The organism is Liquorilactobacillus sp. (genome assembly GCF_047719775.1).
Taxonomy (GTDB): Bacteria; Bacillota; Bacilli; order Lactobacillales; family Lactobacillaceae; genus Liquorilactobacillus.
This window is the reverse complement of the sequence record NZ_JBDNTS010000013.1, coordinates 1-15,892: the sequence shown is the minus strand read 5'-3', so window position 1 is coordinate 15,892 and position 15,892 is coordinate 1. Positions and strand designations below refer to the sequence as shown.

Annotated in this window: 15 protein-coding genes; 1 reads left to right on the top strand and 14 read right to left on the bottom strand. The window is 38.3% G+C overall.

All coding sequences use genetic code 11. The annotated features are described in order from the left end of the window. Nucleotides 1-203 precede the first annotated feature (203 nt). The 14 genes from purD to ABF682_RS07845 form a co-directional block, all read right to left on the bottom strand. A complete protein-coding gene (gene purD, locus ABF682_RS07910) occupies nucleotides 204-1,460 on the bottom strand; it encodes a phosphoribosylamine--glycine ligase (RefSeq protein ID WP_415619463.1) in 1,257 nt (418 codons plus the stop codon). A 16-nt stretch (nucleotides 1,461-1,476) separates the two neighbouring features. Further along, nucleotides 1,477-3,015 carry a bifunctional phosphoribosylaminoimidazolecarboxamide formyltransferase/IMP cyclohydrolase gene (gene purH / locus ABF682_RS07905; RefSeq protein ID WP_415619462.1) on the bottom strand — a complete coding sequence of 513 codons (1,539 nt, stop codon included), beginning with the start codon at nucleotides 3,013-3,015 and terminating at the stop codon, nucleotides 1,477-1,479. Nucleotides 3,016-3,021: 6 nt separating this feature from the next. Continuing rightward, nucleotides 3,022-3,603 (bottom strand): phosphoribosylglycinamide formyltransferase, encoded by a 582-nt coding sequence (gene purN / locus ABF682_RS07900; RefSeq protein WP_415619461.1) that lies wholly within the window; start codon nucleotides 3,601-3,603, stop codon nucleotides 3,022-3,024. 10 nt (nucleotides 3,604-3,613) lie between these two features. After that, nucleotides 3,614-4,651, bottom strand: coding sequence for a phosphoribosylformylglycinamidine cyclo-ligase (gene purM, locus ABF682_RS07895; RefSeq protein WP_415619460.1), 1,038 nt, complete (start codon nucleotides 4,649-4,651; stop codon nucleotides 3,614-3,616). Continuing rightward, on the bottom strand, nucleotides 4,648-6,105 hold the full coding sequence (gene purF, locus ABF682_RS07890; protein WP_289978079.1) for an amidophosphoribosyltransferase: 1,458 nt from the start codon (nucleotides 6,103-6,105) through the stop codon (nucleotides 4,648-4,650). Before purF ends, purM begins: the two co-directional genes overlap by 4 nt. After that, nucleotides 6,081-8,309 (bottom strand): phosphoribosylformylglycinamidine synthase subunit PurL, encoded by a 2,229-nt coding sequence (gene purL, locus ABF682_RS07885; RefSeq protein ID WP_415619483.1) that lies wholly within the window; start codon nucleotides 8,307-8,309, stop codon nucleotides 6,081-6,083. Before purL ends, purF begins: the two co-directional genes overlap by 25 nt. Before the next feature lie 5 nt (nucleotides 8,310-8,314). Continuing rightward, on the bottom strand, nucleotides 8,315-9,004 hold the full coding sequence (purQ, locus tag ABF682_RS07880; protein ID WP_289978078.1) for a phosphoribosylformylglycinamidine synthase subunit PurQ: 690 nt from the start codon (nucleotides 9,002-9,004) through the stop codon (nucleotides 8,315-8,317). Beyond that, complete coding sequence (gene purS / locus ABF682_RS07875; RefSeq protein ID WP_289978077.1) at nucleotides 9,004-9,252, bottom strand: phosphoribosylformylglycinamidine synthase subunit PurS; 249 nt, start codon at nucleotides 9,250-9,252, stop codon at nucleotides 9,004-9,006. The genes purQ and purS overlap by 1 nt, the downstream gene beginning before the upstream one ends. 2 nt (nucleotides 9,253-9,254) lie before the next feature. After that, the gene (gene purC / locus ABF682_RS07870; RefSeq protein WP_289978073.1) at nucleotides 9,255-9,974 is read right to left on the bottom strand and encodes a phosphoribosylaminoimidazolesuccinocarboxamide synthase; all 720 of its coding nucleotides are present in this window, start codon (nucleotides 9,972-9,974) and stop codon (nucleotides 9,255-9,257) included. A 393-nt stretch (nucleotides 9,975-10,367) separates the two neighbouring features. Further along, nucleotides 10,368-11,663 (bottom strand): adenylosuccinate lyase, encoded by a 1,296-nt coding sequence (gene purB / locus ABF682_RS07865; RefSeq protein WP_415619459.1) that lies wholly within the window; start codon nucleotides 11,661-11,663, stop codon nucleotides 10,368-10,370. A 12-nt stretch (nucleotides 11,664-11,675) separates the two neighbouring features. Beyond that, entirely contained in the window at nucleotides 11,676-12,797 is a 1,122-nt protein-coding gene (gene purK / locus ABF682_RS07860; RefSeq protein WP_415619458.1) for a 5-(carboxyamino)imidazole ribonucleotide synthase, read from the bottom strand. Further along, entirely contained in the window at nucleotides 12,790-13,254 is a 465-nt protein-coding gene (gene purE / locus ABF682_RS07855) for a 5-(carboxyamino)imidazole ribonucleotide mutase (RefSeq protein ID WP_415619482.1), read from the bottom strand. The genes purK and purE overlap by 8 nt, the downstream gene beginning before the upstream one ends. A 253-nt stretch (nucleotides 13,255-13,507) precedes the next feature. Beyond that, nucleotides 13,508-13,711: a hypothetical protein gene (locus tag ABF682_RS07850; RefSeq protein WP_289978064.1), complete on the bottom strand. Its 204-nt coding sequence runs from the start codon at nucleotides 13,709-13,711 to the stop codon at nucleotides 13,508-13,510. 122 nt (nucleotides 13,712-13,833) lie between these two features. Continuing rightward, the gene (locus ABF682_RS07845; RefSeq protein WP_415619457.1) at nucleotides 13,834-15,054 is read right to left on the bottom strand and encodes an acetate/propionate family kinase; all 1,221 of its coding nucleotides are present in this window, start codon (nucleotides 15,052-15,054) and stop codon (nucleotides 13,834-13,836) included. A gap of 171 nt (nucleotides 15,055-15,225) precedes the next feature. Here ABF682_RS07845 and ABF682_RS07840 point away from each other — a divergent pair, with 171 nt between their 5' ends. After that, the gene (locus tag ABF682_RS07840) at nucleotides 15,226-15,783 is read left to right on the top strand and encodes a nucleotidyltransferase family protein (RefSeq protein WP_289978058.1); all 558 of its coding nucleotides are present in this window, start codon (nucleotides 15,226-15,228) and stop codon (nucleotides 15,781-15,783) included. The last annotated feature ends 109 nt before the right edge of the window (nucleotides 15,784-15,892 follow it).

The window sequence follows — 15,892 nt, the reverse complement described above, 5'->3', positions numbered from 1 at the left end:
TTTTTTTTGGGTTTTTATTAAAAAATAAAAAACCTTTTTTATATATAATGGGGGGTCCCCGGGGGGGGGGACAATATTTATTTTTCCCCCCCACCCCCTGTTCCGTATAAACGTGTTCCATAAGTCAAAATTTTCACGACTTATGTCACAACTCCATTTCGTTACACTTTTTTTGTATAATTATATTTTAAGATTCTGATATCTTATTCTAATGCCTTTTTTCCAATATCTTTACGATAATAACAATCAGTAAAATCAAGGCTGTCTATGTATTCATATGCCTTGATTTGCGCGTTACTGAGTGTGTCTTGCAGTGCTACAACGCTAAGAATCCTGCCCCCATTGCCGTACAATCGGTTATCTTTTGCAGTCACATTCGCATAATCAATTGAAATCCCTAGTCTTTTACCAAAATCAGGCAGCAATTGTCCCTTAACAGGAGCATGTGGATAACCTTTCGCAGCTAGGACAATCCCAAGACATGCCTGTGAATCAATCTCTAATTGTTTCATTTTTATGTCATTAATGCAATTATCAATTACTTCTGCAAAATCTGTTTTTAACCGCGGCAATACGACTTGGGTCTCAGGATCGCCTAATCTGACATTATATTCAATAGCCTTTGGTCCATGATCAGTCAAAATCAACCCAATATACAAGATACCATGATAATCAAAACCATCTTTATTCAGACCGTTAATTGAAGGTTCAACTATTTTTGAAATCATTTCTTGATAATCTTTCTTTGACAGCTGTGGAACAGGACTATAAGCTCCCATTCCACCTGTATTGGGTCCTTCATCGTCATCGTATGCACGTTTATGGTCTTGCGCCATTGGTAAAATCTGAAAATCAGTTCCATTAACCACAACAAACAAAGAATATTCTGGACCAGTCAAAAATTCCTCAAGAACAATTTGGTGTTCCCCATTTGCAAGCATCTCACCAATAACATTTTGCGCGTCTGCCTTTGATCCTGCAATTGTAACTCCTTTTCCGGCAGCAAGTCCATCTGCTTTAACCACGATGGGAACACTAAAGTCTGCAAGTGCCGAGATAGCCTCCGCCGTACTCTGGAAAGTCTGATAATCAGCTGTCGGAATATTGTGCTTTACCATGAATTTCAAGGCAAAGTCTTTCGAACCTTCTAGTTGAGCTGCAAACTTATTTGGCCCAAAAATCGCTAGTTTACGCTCTCTGAAATAATCAGTAATACCCGCAACAAGCGCATTTTCCGGTCCAACGAAAGTCCAATCGATTTGATTTTCAACTGCAAAATCAGCCAAGTCCTTGAAATTCAACTCCGAAATATCTACAGTATTTATTCCAGTTGATACCATCCCGCTATTTCCAGGAGCACAGTACACGTTAGCAACATTTTGACTTTCATTAAACGATTTACAGATGGCATGCTCGCGTCCACCGGAACCAACCACCAACAAATTAAGTTTCTTACTCACAATTACATCCCCCAACTTAGTGTCTGAAATGACGGATACCAGTTGTTACCATCGTAATTCCGTATTTATTAGCCATTGCAATTGAGTCTTTATCACGAATACTACCACCGGGCTGCACAATTGCCTTAATTCCATGTTCTGCAGCATATTCCACACAATCATCCATTGGAAAGAATGCATCACTAGCTAATACGGCTGTCTCATCCAAAATATCACCCGCATTTTTTATCGCTATTTTGGTTGAATCAATTCTGTTGGGCTGTCCTGCCCCGATTCCAAGAGTTTGATTATTGTTTGTGACAACAATCGCATTACTCTTAGTGTGTTTAACTGCTTTCCAAGCGAATAGAAGCGTTTTTAACTGTTCTGGTGTAGGCCGTTTTTCTGTTACGACTGTCCATTTTGCAGGATTCTCTTCCAAGAAATCTTGTTCTTGCACAAGTAAACCGCCCATTACAGAAACAGTTTCCTTGTTAGGCTGCTCATCTTTATTTGTAAAGTCCAGCTGAAGCAGACGAACATTTTTCTTTTTGGCTAAAACTTCGTAAGCTTCTTCTTCATATGCGGGTGCAATAATAAGCTCTAGGAATAAAGCATGCATTTTCTTAGCCGTTGCCAAATCAACCTTGCGATTTAAAACAATTACTCCGCCAAAGATTGAAATGGAATCGGCTGCGTAAGCTCTATCCCAAGCTTCTTCAAGAAAATTTCCTCTGCCAATTCCGCAAGGATTCATGTGTTTGAGTGCCACAACTGTTGGTTCAGCAAATTCACGAGCAATTCGAATAGCGGCATCTGCATCTTTAATATTGTTATAAGACAATTTCTTGCCATGCAACTGCTTAGCATTTGTGATTGCGTAATCTTTTGGCAATGCATCCTTGTAAAACCAAGCCTTTTGATGACTATTTTCACCATAACGCATTGTATCTTCCAAATCGTAGGTTAATGTCAACTTCTCTGGTGCAACAACTCCTGCTTTTTCAGTTAAATACCCTGCAATCAACGCATCATAAGCAGCTGTATGTCTGAAAACCTTGGCCGCAAATCCAGCACGTGTTTCTAACTTTGTAGCCCCAAGTTCGTCCAATTCATCTACGACAACCTGATAATCTGTACTATCCACAACAACAGTCACATCATGATAATTTTTTGCGGCACTGCGCAACATGCTTGGTCCGCCAATATCAATATTCTCAATCGCATCTGCAAGTGTGACATCTGGCTTTTCAATTGTTTCCTTAAATGGATAGAGGTTTACACAAACCAAATCAATAGGTTGAATATGCAACTTTTCCATCGTTTCAACATGCTCTGGCAAATCTCTTCGTCCAAGTAAGCCGCCGTGGATAAATGGATTCAATGTCTTTACGCGTCCATCAAGAATTTCTGGAAAGCCAGTCACATCCTCCACTGAAATAGTCTTTACACCCGCTTCTTCCAAAACTCGTTTTGTTCCACCAGTCGAAATGATTTCAAAACCATTTTCAATCAGCTTTTGTGCAAATGGTACCAATCCTGTTTTGTCAGAAACACTCATCAAAGCTCGTTTCATTTTTAATTATTCTCCTTTTTCAATTAATTCATTCAAAATAGATTTTACGACCTGAGGATATAATTTATGCTCACATGCATGAATTCGCGCTTCCAAAGACTCAACAGTATCATCTTCAAGAATTGGAACTCGCTCTTGTGCAATAATTGGACCAGAATCCAAACCTGAGTCAATATAATGAACTGTCACACCGGTTTGCTTCTTCTGGTCCTCAAAAGCTCGTTCAATTGAATGAAGCCCAGGATATTCTGGTAAATATGCCGGATGAAGATTAATGATTCTACCTTCATAATTATCAAGAATCGGAGCTCCTATCACTCTCAAATAGCCTGCAAGAATTATAAAGTCAATCTTATATTGCCTAAGTAATTTGGCTATTTTTTCTTCATACTTTTTTTTGCCGCCAGACTCCTTAACAGTGAATGTCTCGACAGTCACATGGTGCTTTCTCGCACGCTCCACTACATGAGCATTCGGGTGGTCACAAAATAATAACGCTAATTCACCTTGGAGTTCTTTTTTCTCAAATAAGCTCGCAAATATTTCGAAATTCGTTCCATTGCCTGATGCAAAAATTGCAATTCTCATATCAATTGCCTCACTTAAAACTAATTTTTTCAGAATCAACAGGTCTAGCAGCTAACTCACCAACAACATAAAATTCTTCCTTTTCAGAGGTCAAAATATCTTTTGCTCTTTCTAAATTAGCAGGAGAAACTGCGATTACCATTCCTAATCCCATATTAAATGCTTCAAGGCAGTCTGCATCTGATAAATTACCCTGCTCTTTTAGATACTCAAAGATTGGAAGCACTGGCCAAGAATCGAACTTAATTTGGGCCTGCAGGTTTTCACTAAACATTCGCGGTAGATTTTCAATTAAACCGCCACCAGTAATATGACTAATTCCATTGACAATTGCTGCATCTAATAATGGTAACAAAGATTTAACGTATATTCTAGTTGGTTCAAGCAACACTTGTTCAATTGACCTACCATTGAAGATTGTTGGCTTATCTGAAAGTTTAAGCTCATTATCCTTAAAAAGAATTTGTCTTACCAGCGAAAAGCCGTTAGAATGCAGTCCGCTTGATGGTAAACCAATCAAAACATCCCCTGCTTGCGGCTTTTCATTAGTTAAAAGTTGGCTTTTTTCGACAACCCCAGTTGCATAGCCTGCTAGATCATATTCTTCGGCTGCGTACATATCGGGCATTTCAGCTGTTTCACCACCAATCAGCGCAACTTTTGCCTGCCGGCAGCCATTCGCAACCCCTTTGACAATTGCAGCCATTTTCTTGGGATCATTATGACCTGTTGCAATATAATCCAGAAAAAATAACGGTTTTGCTCCCTGTGCAACAATGTCATTGACACACATTGCAACACAATCAATTCCAATTGTTTCATGCTTATCTGCCTTTTGTGCAATCAATAATTTTGTGCCAACACCATCAGTTCCTGATACCAAGACAGGATGTTTAATCTTTAATTCGCCTAAATCAAATAGTCCACCGAAGCTCCCAAGACCTTCTAGTACACCAGGTTGTTTGGTACTTGCAACTTCTTCTTTGATTCGAGTAACAAGTTCGTATCCCGCATTTACATCCACACCAGCCTCTTGATATCTACTCATCTTACACCAACCTCCAATTCATGCTGATGTTTTAATGACTTCAAGTATCCCTCTTCATAATCATATAAGGGAGTTGGATACTTACCATCGAAGTAAGCGACACACAGGCCTCCATTTGGAGCAGACTTTGCATCGGGAATATCAATTGCTTTAATTAAATTTGGAATAGTCAGGAATTCAAGTGAGTCTGCACCAATTTCCTTACACATTTCAGCAATAGAGTAATTAGCTGCCATAAGTTCAGAACGCGTTGAAATATCAATCCCATAAAAACATGGAAAGCGTAGGGGTGGTGAGGCAATACGCATATGAACTTCCTTAGCACCAGCATCCCTCAGTAACTTGACAATTTGCTTGCTCGTAGTTCCACGAACAATCGAGTCATCAATAATCGCTACCTTTTTCCCCTCAACAACTCCACGAACAGCAGATAATTTCATCTTGACCCCACGTTCACGAAGTTCTTGTGTTGGTTGAATAAAAGTTCTTGCAATGTATTGGTTTTTAATCAAACCCATTTCATAAGGCAATCTGCTTTCTTCTGCATATCCACTTGCAGCCGACAAAGAAGAATTAGGCACACCGATTACCATATCAACATCAAGCGGTGACTGTTTAGCAAGTAATCTTCCCATCTTCTTGCGTGCATTATGCACTGTCACGCCATGAATAATTGAATCTGGACGTGAAAAATAAATATATTCCATCGAACAAATTGCCAACTTAGTATCATCAGTATAGCGATCAATGTGTAATCCATCTTTATCAATGATTATTAGTTCACCTGGTTGGACATCTCGCACCAACTTTGCCCCTACCATGTCCAAAGCACAGGTTTCACTAGCAACAACATAAGAACCATTCGCAAGTTGACCAATTGATAATGGTCTAAAACCATTTGGATCTAATGCTGCAATTAGACTATCTTCGCGTAATAACAAGAATGCAAAACCGCCATGAATTTGGTTTAGGCTCGCTTTGAGTGCATCAATAAAATCCAGATGTTTCTTTTGTCGAATCAAATGAATTAAAATCTCGGTATCTGAAGTAGACTGAAAAATAGCCCCTTCCTTTTCAAGCTCACGTTTAATTGTCTCAGCGTTCGTAAGATTGCCATTATGAGCTAGTGCAACATCACCATCGCCAAAATGAAATAAAAATGGCTGTACATTAGCAAGAATGTTATTACCGCTTGTTCCATACCGCACATGTCCAATTGCAGCATTTCCGACCAAATTATCCAAGTTCTCCTTATTTGCAAAAACTTCTGCCAGCAAGCCGCGATTTCTAAACTGTTGCAGCTTTTCGCCATCACTCACAACAATTCCGGCACCTTCTTGTCCTCGGTGTTGCAGACTGTGTAGACCAAAATATGTCAGATGGTTTGCCTCTGCCGTACCAAAAACACCAAAGACACCGCATTCTTCATTTAATCCTTTGATTTCATAAGGCATGGTATTGTTTCCTCCCAAATTTTTTGAGCTTTTGCACCTTGAATCTCAAAATCCGCATTTTGACACTTCAAGTGTATCTGCTGACTTGCGGTTGTCTCACCAATTTCAATACAATCATTTCCCATTATTTCAACAAATTTCTCAACATTTTCAGGAATCACACTCACCACAAATCTACCCGGGGTCTCGCTGAATAAGTCTCGTGCTTTCATTGTTTTTAATGCAACTTCTAATCCTAAACCACTCGAAAAAGTACTTTCAACTAAACCAACAGCTAGTCCGCCCTCACTCAAATCGTGAGCACTATCCACTAACTCTGCTTCGATTGCTTGCAGTAATTTGAAGAACTTCTGGCTTTCAAGCTCTGTATCAATGGCATGCAGCGTACCCGTGATTTCACCAGTCACCATTTTTTGAATCTCTGACCCTGCGAAATCAGCGTGCGTCTTGCCTACTAAGAATATCTTGGCTCCACTATTTTTAAAAGTATTAGTCAAATGCTTATTAATATCCTTGACTAAGCCAACCATTCCAACCATCGGTGTAGGATAGATCGCTTCGCCATTATTTTCGTTATAAAGTGAGACATTGCCGGAAATTACAGGGGTGTTTAATACACGACAAGCCTCTGACATCCCTAAAACTGACTGATGCAGCTCCCAATAGATTTCGGGATCAGTTGGATCCCCATAATTCAGGCAATCTGTCATTGCTAGAGGAAGTGCTCCACTCGCGATTAAATTCGCTGCAGCTTCTAACACCGCAATTTGTCCACCAACAAATGGATTAAGATATACAAAACGTCCATTGCCATCAGATGTCATTGCAAGCCCTTTTTTTGTTCCTCTAATGCGTAAAACAGCAGCATCACTGCCAGGTCCAACAACTGTATTAGTTCTAACCTGCGAATCGTAAGTTTGTGTGAAGATTTCTTTGGAAGCAATTGTTGGTTGAGCCAATAATTGCTGTAATGTTTCTTTAACATCTAGAATTTCTGGAACCCAGTCAGTTGAATTTTCATCCTGGATAATTCTTTCTGGCTTTCTTTCCTCGCTAGGTTCTTCTAAAACATCATCTGTCAGACTTGAGACAGGGATGTCGGTAACAACCTCACCGTGATGGTTTAACACATAGTTGTTCCCAGATGTAACACGGCCAATGACAACTGCCTCTAATCCGTAATCTTTAAATAAAAATTTGACCTTCTCTTCAAAACCTGCACGAATACACAGCAACATTCTTTCTTGCGATTCGCTTAACATAATCTCATATGCCGACATCTCGGTTTCTCGTTGCGGCACACTATCTAATGTTAGTTCCATTCCGCTGCCAGCCTTGGATGCCATCTCACAACTTGAAGAAACAATTCCTGCCGCACCCATATCCTGAATCCCAACTAACCATTCCTTATGCTGACTAGTTAATTCCAAACAAGCTTCCAGTAAGAGTTTCTCCATAAATGGATCACCAACTTGAACGGCCGAACGTTGTGTTTCCTTGTCGTCTGCAAAATCTGCAGATGCAAATGTCGCCCCATGAATCCCATCACGTCCAGTCTTGGCTCCTACATACATAACTGCATTGCCAACACCCTTAGCCTGTCCTTTTTGCATATCTTTTTGATCCATAATACCAACACACATTGCATTTACCAGCGGATTACCTGTGTAACACTCATCAAAAGTTGTTTCACCGCCAACAGTTGGAATACCCATGCAGTTGCCATACCCGCCAATTCCTGCGACTACTTCATTAATTAAATACTTTGTATGCGGGTTGTCAATCTCACCAAAATGTAGCGAGTCAAGCATTGCAATCGGTCTTGCACCCATACTGAAAATATCACGAATTATTCCTCCAACTCCAGTCGCTGCACCTTCATAAGGTTCCACTGCTGACGGATGATTATGACTTTCTGCCTTAAACACAACTGCTTGGTCATCACCAATATCAACAATTCCTGCACCTTCTCCCGGTCCTTGCAGTACTCGTTCACTCTGGTTAGGAAATTCCCGCAAGACAGGCTTTGATTTTTTATATGAACAATGTTCGCTCCACATAACAGAAAAAAGTCCGGTTTCAGTATAGTTAGGTAATCGTCCCAACAACTTTTCAGAAATAAAGTTGTACTCTTTTTCAGTCAATCCCCACTCAAGATAAGGTTTATTCTTTTTTATTTCTACAGGGCTCATTTCGACTTTCACAGCCATTAGCGTACAGCCTCCTCAGTAGCGACCTTCCCATTTTCAAGTAATGATTTAAACAAACGCAATCCATCTTGATTTCCCAATATTGCTTCAACTGCCCTTTCAGGATGTGGCATCATCCCTAAAACATTCCCAGTCTTATTCGTAATACCAGCGATATTATTCAAACTTCCATTTGGGTTTTCTCCAGCGTAGCGAAAGACAACTTGCTGATTTTCTTCAAGTTCTGCCAAAGTTTCTTCATCAGCGTAATAACTGCCATCAGCATGCGCAATCGGTAAATCAATTTCTTCTTTTTCTTTATATTGTGTCGTAAAAAGAGTCTGATTATTTTCAACTGTTAATGGAACTGTCTTGCAAACAAACTTCAAGCTGTCATTTTGTTTCAGAGCCCCAGGTAAAAGACCAGCTTCGGTCAAAATCTGGAAACCATTACAAGTTCCAAAAACTGGTTTGCCTTGCTTAGCAAAGGCAACAATTGCTGGCATGATATTGCTGAAACGTGCAATTGCGCCACATCTCAAATAATCACCATACGAAAACCCGCCTGGTAACATGACCGCGTCAAAACCGTCCAAGTTATCATTCTTATGTGAGACGTATTCCACGGCAGCACCACAAACAGTATGAAGTGCCTCAAAAAGGTCAATATCACAATTTGAACCAGGGAAAACCACAACCGCAATCTTCATTACGCTTCCTCCATCACTTCATAATGATAAGTTTCTAAATTAAAGTTAACTAATAATTGTTCTGAAACCTGACTAACAATCTCTGCAACTGTTTTATCATTAGGCTCTATCTGCAAGTCAAAGAATTTACCAACATTTACCTTTTTTACTGCAGAAAAGCCTAAACTGTGAATCGCATCTGTAATTGTTTCTCCTTGGGGATTGAAAACCGACTGCTTATAAGTTACAAAAATACGTACATTCACCATAATTACATATCCTCCGTAAGAACTTTTTCAAGTCGTTTTAACACTTCTTCATATACAACTGTTAAATCACCAAGATCGCGGCGGTAAACATCTTTATCCATGTGAGCATTATCCTTCATATTCCAAAGTCGGCAATTATCTGGAGAAAATTCGTCTGCCAACACGATTTCGCCATCTTTAAGTTTGCCGAATTCTAACTTAAAATCAATCAAACGCAAATCAATTTTCTTAAATAACTCTGTTAATAATTGATTTACTTTTCGTGAAATATCCCACATTTTTTCAATCTCATTTTTTGTAGCTATTTTTAACGCCAAGATTTGCGAATTATTCATAAATGGATCATCTAACTCATCACTTTTAAAGTATGTTTCTTCAACAGGAATCGCAAATGTTTTTCCTTCTTCAACACCAAAACGGGTCGCAAAATGCCCAGCTGCAACATTTCTTGTGACCATTTCAAGCGGCAGAATTGTAACTTTCTTAACAAGTTCTTCTGTGTCTGAAATTCTTTTGATAAAATGATTCTCAATTCCTTGTTGCGTAAGATATTCAAAAATCAAGGAAGATATATAGTTGTTTAGAATCCCTTTACCTGAAATCTGATCTTTTTTCTTACCATTCAATGCTGTTGCCTGATCCATGTAAACTACTTTCAAAATTTCTTCATTTTCAGTTGTCCACATTTGTTTGGCTTTTCCTGCATAAACCATCTTTTCCATCTTTCAAACTCAATCCTTTCAACTATAGGCGAATATTAAGAATAACAACTACCGAGAATGATCACTAATTCACTTAAAGATTAACAATAAAAAAGCAAATAGTCAATAAGTAAAACCCGAACTTTATTTTCTAATAATTAATATTATGTTTGCTTTCTTGTAAAAATATCAAAATTGGCTGTACAATTCATTTCTATTATTTAATTATTCCGAACTATATGTTGTATACTACCTAAAAGTAATTGAGCTTTGCACGTAAAAGGAGATGGCAGTCTAGTCTCTAATACATAGATCGTTAGCAGTAATCAACAAAAAAAGCCCTAATCACAAAGTAATTAGAACTCTAATATGAGACTCACTTGCTAATTATCTATAAATTCCTTTGCTCCAAAGTTAACCTAAGCCGACACGCTCAAAGATTTCATCAACATGGCGTAAATGCCAATGATAATCGAATGCATCATCTAATTCTTCTTTTGAAAGACGACTAGTAATTCGCTCGTCTTGCTCGAGTAATGGTCGAAATTGAACTTGCTTATCCCATGATTCAGCTGTTTTCGGTTGAATCAAATCATACGCATTTTCCCGACTCATCCCAGTATCAATTAACTTAAGCAACACTCTTCCACTGTAGATTAAGCCAAATGTTCTGTCCATGTTACGCAACATATTATCTGGAAAAACCGTCAGACTTTCCAAAATTTTACCAAAGCGATTCAACATATAATCCACCAAAATAGTTGTATCAGGCAAGATAATTCTCTCAGCCGAAGAATGTGAGATATCTCTCTCATGCCACAAAGTTACATCTTCAAAAGCAGTCACCATATGCCCCCGAACAACACGTGCTAATCCACAAATATTCTCTGAACCAATCGGATTACGCTTATGCGGCATTGCAGATGATCCCTTCTGCCCTTTTGCAAAATGTTCTTCAACTTCGCGTGTCTCCGATTTTTGTAATCCGCGAATTTCGGTCGCAAATTTCTCCAAGCTTGTTGCAATTAAAGCTAATGCTGCAAGATATTCAGCATGCAGATCACGTGGTAGAACCTGACTTGAGATTTCTTGTGGGCGGATTCCAAGCTTCTCACAAACATACTTTTCAACGAATGGATCAATATTGGCGAATGTTCCCACTGCTCCACTGATTTTACCTGCTTCAACTCCAGCAGCAGCATGTTCAAAACGTTCAATATCACGTTTTATTTCTGAATACCACCGTGCAATTTTTAATCCAAAGGTAGTCGGTTCAGCATGGACTCCATGAGTTCTTCCCATCATCACAGTATCTTTATATTTCTTTGCTTGTTTGCCAACAATATCCTTGAAATGTGCCAAATCTTTTCGTAACAACTCGTCAACCTGCTTCAATTGATATCCATAGGCTGTATCCACAACATCCGTACTAGTCAGTCCATAATGCACCCATTTTTTCTCCTCACCAAGCGATTCCGACACACAGCGGGTAAAGGCAATTACATCATGATGTGTTGTTTCCTCAATCTCTAAAATCCGCGTAACATCAAATTTAGCATTCATGCGGATTTTTGCAACATCTGCAGCAGGAATATGTCCAAGCTTTGCCCATGCTTCATCTGCTGCTATCTCCACTTCAAGCCAGCATTCATATTTTTTTTGATCTTCCCAAATTGCTGCCATTTCTGGTCGTGAATATCTTGAAATCATTAGTTTACTCCTTTAATCCCATACTTTTGTTTTTTCAATTTCAGAAAGTGTTTCTTCAATATTGTTAGTCAAAATTGTGATATGGCCCATCTTCCTATCATTCCGTGCGTCAACCTTACCATAGTCATGAAAATGCCATTGCGATTTCTCAGAAACTAACTTTGCTGCACCAGCAACATGCTGTCCAAGGATATTGACCATAACAACAGGCTTTAATAATTCCACTTTTGGCATTGGCCAGTTACAGATTGCTCGATTATGTACATCAAATTGCGAAAAATTGCAGGCTTCAATCGAATAATGACCCGAATTATGTGGACGTGGTGCAAGTTCATTTACGTAAAGCTCACCATCTTCGCCAACAAACATCTCTACTCCTAGGATACCACATAGATTAATCTTGCTTGCGATTCTTTCAGCCATCTGTTGCGCTTTTTCTTGCAAAGTATGCGCGATTCTTGCAGGCACAATACTCTCATGCAGAATTTGATTTCTATGAATATTCTCACTCACAGGAAACAATGAAATCGCACCAGCGATATTTCTTGCAACCATTACAGAGATTTCCTTAGAGAATAAGACCCAATCTTCAAGTATACATTGACCTTGTCCAATCAGTTCAGGTGCTTGGGTTAGATCTGCAGCACTGTGTAACACCAACTGTGCTTTTCCATCATAGCCGCCTTGACACGTCTTTAGAACTGCAGGATATCCGAACTTTTGAAGCTCAATCTTTAAATCAGCAATAGAGTTAATCGCTGCAAAAGGTGTGACTTTCAAGCCACTTTCAGCTAAAAAAGTTTTTTCATTTAATCTATCTTTAGTAATTGCTAACAATTTTGTTCCTTGAGGAACCGAAACCATCTTTGTAGCATCTTCTAACGCTTTTAAATCAACGTTTTCAAATTCATACGTCAGAACATCTGAGCGAGCTGCTAATTCTTCAATTGCAGAAATATTTTCATATTCTGCAACAATTTGATCATCAGAAACCTGTCCTGCAGAACAATCTGGATTTGGATCTAAAATCAGTACACGAAAACCAGCAGATTTTGCGGAAAATGCCAACATCTGTCCTAGCTGGCCTCCACCAATAATTCCGATTGTTTGCCCTTGTGCGATCATTTTAGACAAGCTCTTCACCACTCTTCATTGCTTTATCGTGCATTTCCTTGCGATAGGCCCTAAGTTTTTGTGCAATCTGGGCGTCAGTAATTCCAAGTATCTGTAATGCTAATAATGCAGCATTTTTTGCCCCGGCAACACCGATTGCAGTCGTTGCCACCGGAATTCCAGCAGGCATTTGTACGATAGACAATAGTGAATCAATTCCACTAAGAGCGTGACTTTGAACAGGGACCCCAATTACTGGCAAAATTGTATTTGCTGCAATCATTCCGGGAAGATGTGCTGCACCACCAGCACCAGCAATTATTACCTTAACATCATTATCCGCAGCATTCTTGGCAAATGCAAACATTTCTTGTGGCATTCTGTGTGCTGAAATAACTTGTTTATCAAAACTGACACCAAATTGTTCTATTATATTGGCCGCTTCCTTCATTGTCTCCCAATCCGAAGAGCTTCCCATTATAACACTGATTTCATTGCTCACCGTTATCCCTCCTAAAGTACAGCCTTAGCTTAGCAAAGGATATGCTAATTGTCAAAGCTAAAATCGAACTTTATTTGCAATAAACACGTATTCATACGTATTAAGCTAAGATATTGATTCAGTTATCACTAAAAAACTTTTTTATTTCGTCTTTTATAGTCACAAAAAAAGAAAATCTGTCAATGAGATTTCCTAATTCAACTCTATCTTTATTTTTGCTTACTTTGATTTAATCTTCTGCAGCATTCATTGCTTCTAAAATGATTTCAAGTTGTTCACGTTCTTCTTCAATATCACGTTTTTTTTCATCGTAAGCATTTAATAAGTGGCGTCCCCGCTTTGAGCTGCTAATCCTCGTACAAACTTCGTCAAGTTCAGCAATTTTAGCAACTGTCTCTTGATAATCGTGTAAAATATCAAACTTGTTACTCATGACAAAAGTCCTCCCCAAATTAGTTGATTTATCGACTTGAATAATCTAACACTTTTTGTCATATTTGTGAACAGTTTTATATTACGATTTTGTTACAAATTGCTTTTGCAGGAATAAATTATCTATACCAATTTAGCACTTTTTACTCTCTTTTTTTCCATTATCTTGGTAACATCTCGTGCAATCATCAACTCTTCATCAGTTGGAACCACAAGTGCCTTAACTTTTGAGCCCTTAGTAGAAATCACAATGTTTTCCCCTCTAACTGAATTACTTTCCTCATCAACCTCAATTCCCATGTAGGACAATCTTTGCAAAACTGCACTTCTAATCTCCGCAGAATTTTCTCCAATTCCTGCTGTAAATATTATTCCATCAACTCCACCCATCTCAGCAGTATATGAACCAATATATTTTACGATATCCTTAACAAAAATATCGACAGCAAGCTGTGCCCGTGGATTTGTATCACTTTTTGCCATAACATCACGCATATCAGAGGATACCCCCGAAATACCCAGCAATCCAGATTTCTTATTCAAGTCATAAATTGCTTCAGGCATGGAATGCATATCTAATTTTTGCATCATAAATGATAACATTGCAACATCAGTATCCCCTGAACGGGTAGCCATAGTAATCCCCGTTAAAGGAGTAAATCCCATTGAAATATCGAAGGACTTACCATTCTTAATAGCACAAACGGATGCTCCTGCTCCAAGATGACAGCTAATTAATTTTAATTCATCCAGCGGACGCTTTAATATTGCAGCAGCAACATTTGCAACATAACGATGACTAGTCCCATGAGCCCCATACCTTCTCACACCATACTTTTGATACCATTCGTATGGCACACTAAAAATATAGTTTTCTTTTGGCATGGTCTGATGAAAGGACGTATCAAAAACAGCTACTGCAGTTGCAGCTGGAAGAATTTTCTTGAATGCTTTGATTCCCATTAGGTTTGCGGGATTATGAATGGGAGCATACTCGGCCAATGAATTGATTTTTTTAATAACCTTACTGTCAATTGTGACCGATCGCTTAAAATATTCACCGCCAGCAACGACACGGTGACCAACCCCCTTTATTTCAGAGAAGTCGTGAATAATTTCCAGATTAAGCAACAATTCTAGCAAACGCTTAACAGCATACGAATGATTTTTTATTTCTTCATTAGTTTCAAATTTTTCATTAATACCATACTTAATCTTGATTGCGCCTTTTGCAAGCCCAATTCTATCAAAAAGACCTTGTGCTAATACCTGTTCAGTATTCATTTCAAACAACTTAAATTTTAGACTTGAACTTCCAGCATTAATTGCAATTATCTTTGACATAGTGATTCCCCCTTATTATATTTGAAACGCTTTCACAATAATAATATACCAAATTTTTAACCGTTTTTCACTAATACTAATGACGATTTAATAATTATTCAAAAAAAGATGCTTTCATTCTCTATAAAAAAACATTACAATTAACCTTAGCAATTTTTACGGAGGATATTAATGAACTATAACCAACAATTACTTGAGACATTAGCTGCTAATACAGAACTCGCTGAAATTTTTGAAATTTTAAAAACAGAGCACTTGAGCACTGCATTCGTCTGTAGTGGCGTACTTCGAACAATTATTTGGAATAATCTGTCGTCACAAAAGACTAATTTAGTGTTAGAAAATATTGATGTGTTATATGCAAATGCTAGTGAATCATATGAACAATTCTTGACAAAAAAAGCAATCTTCTCACAGAAATATTCCAAATATCTGTGGAATCTCGAAAATATATGTTTGAATGATGCAAAATCAATGCAGCCCTTTGGAAAAAATATTGAAACAGCTCTTAAAAATATACCCGAAACTTGTAACAGTGTTGCAATAAACTTGAATACTCCTGAATCTCTAATCATTGCTCCATTTTCTTTGGACCATCTCTTTAATTTTGAGATACATCCAACTCCTCGTTTCCAATCTGATAAGGTGCTGCTTGAACAATTCAAAAAACGTGTTATTAACAAAAAATGGCAAGCAAAGTGGCCCACAATTAGTTTTTTTGTAGACTAGATTATCGTAGGAGAGGGGGTTGAGCCAAAAGTTAATTTTTGACCCAACCCCCTCTCCTACGTTTAGTCAAGCCTCTAATTTCTTATTTTTTTAATCTTTGAACTAGTGA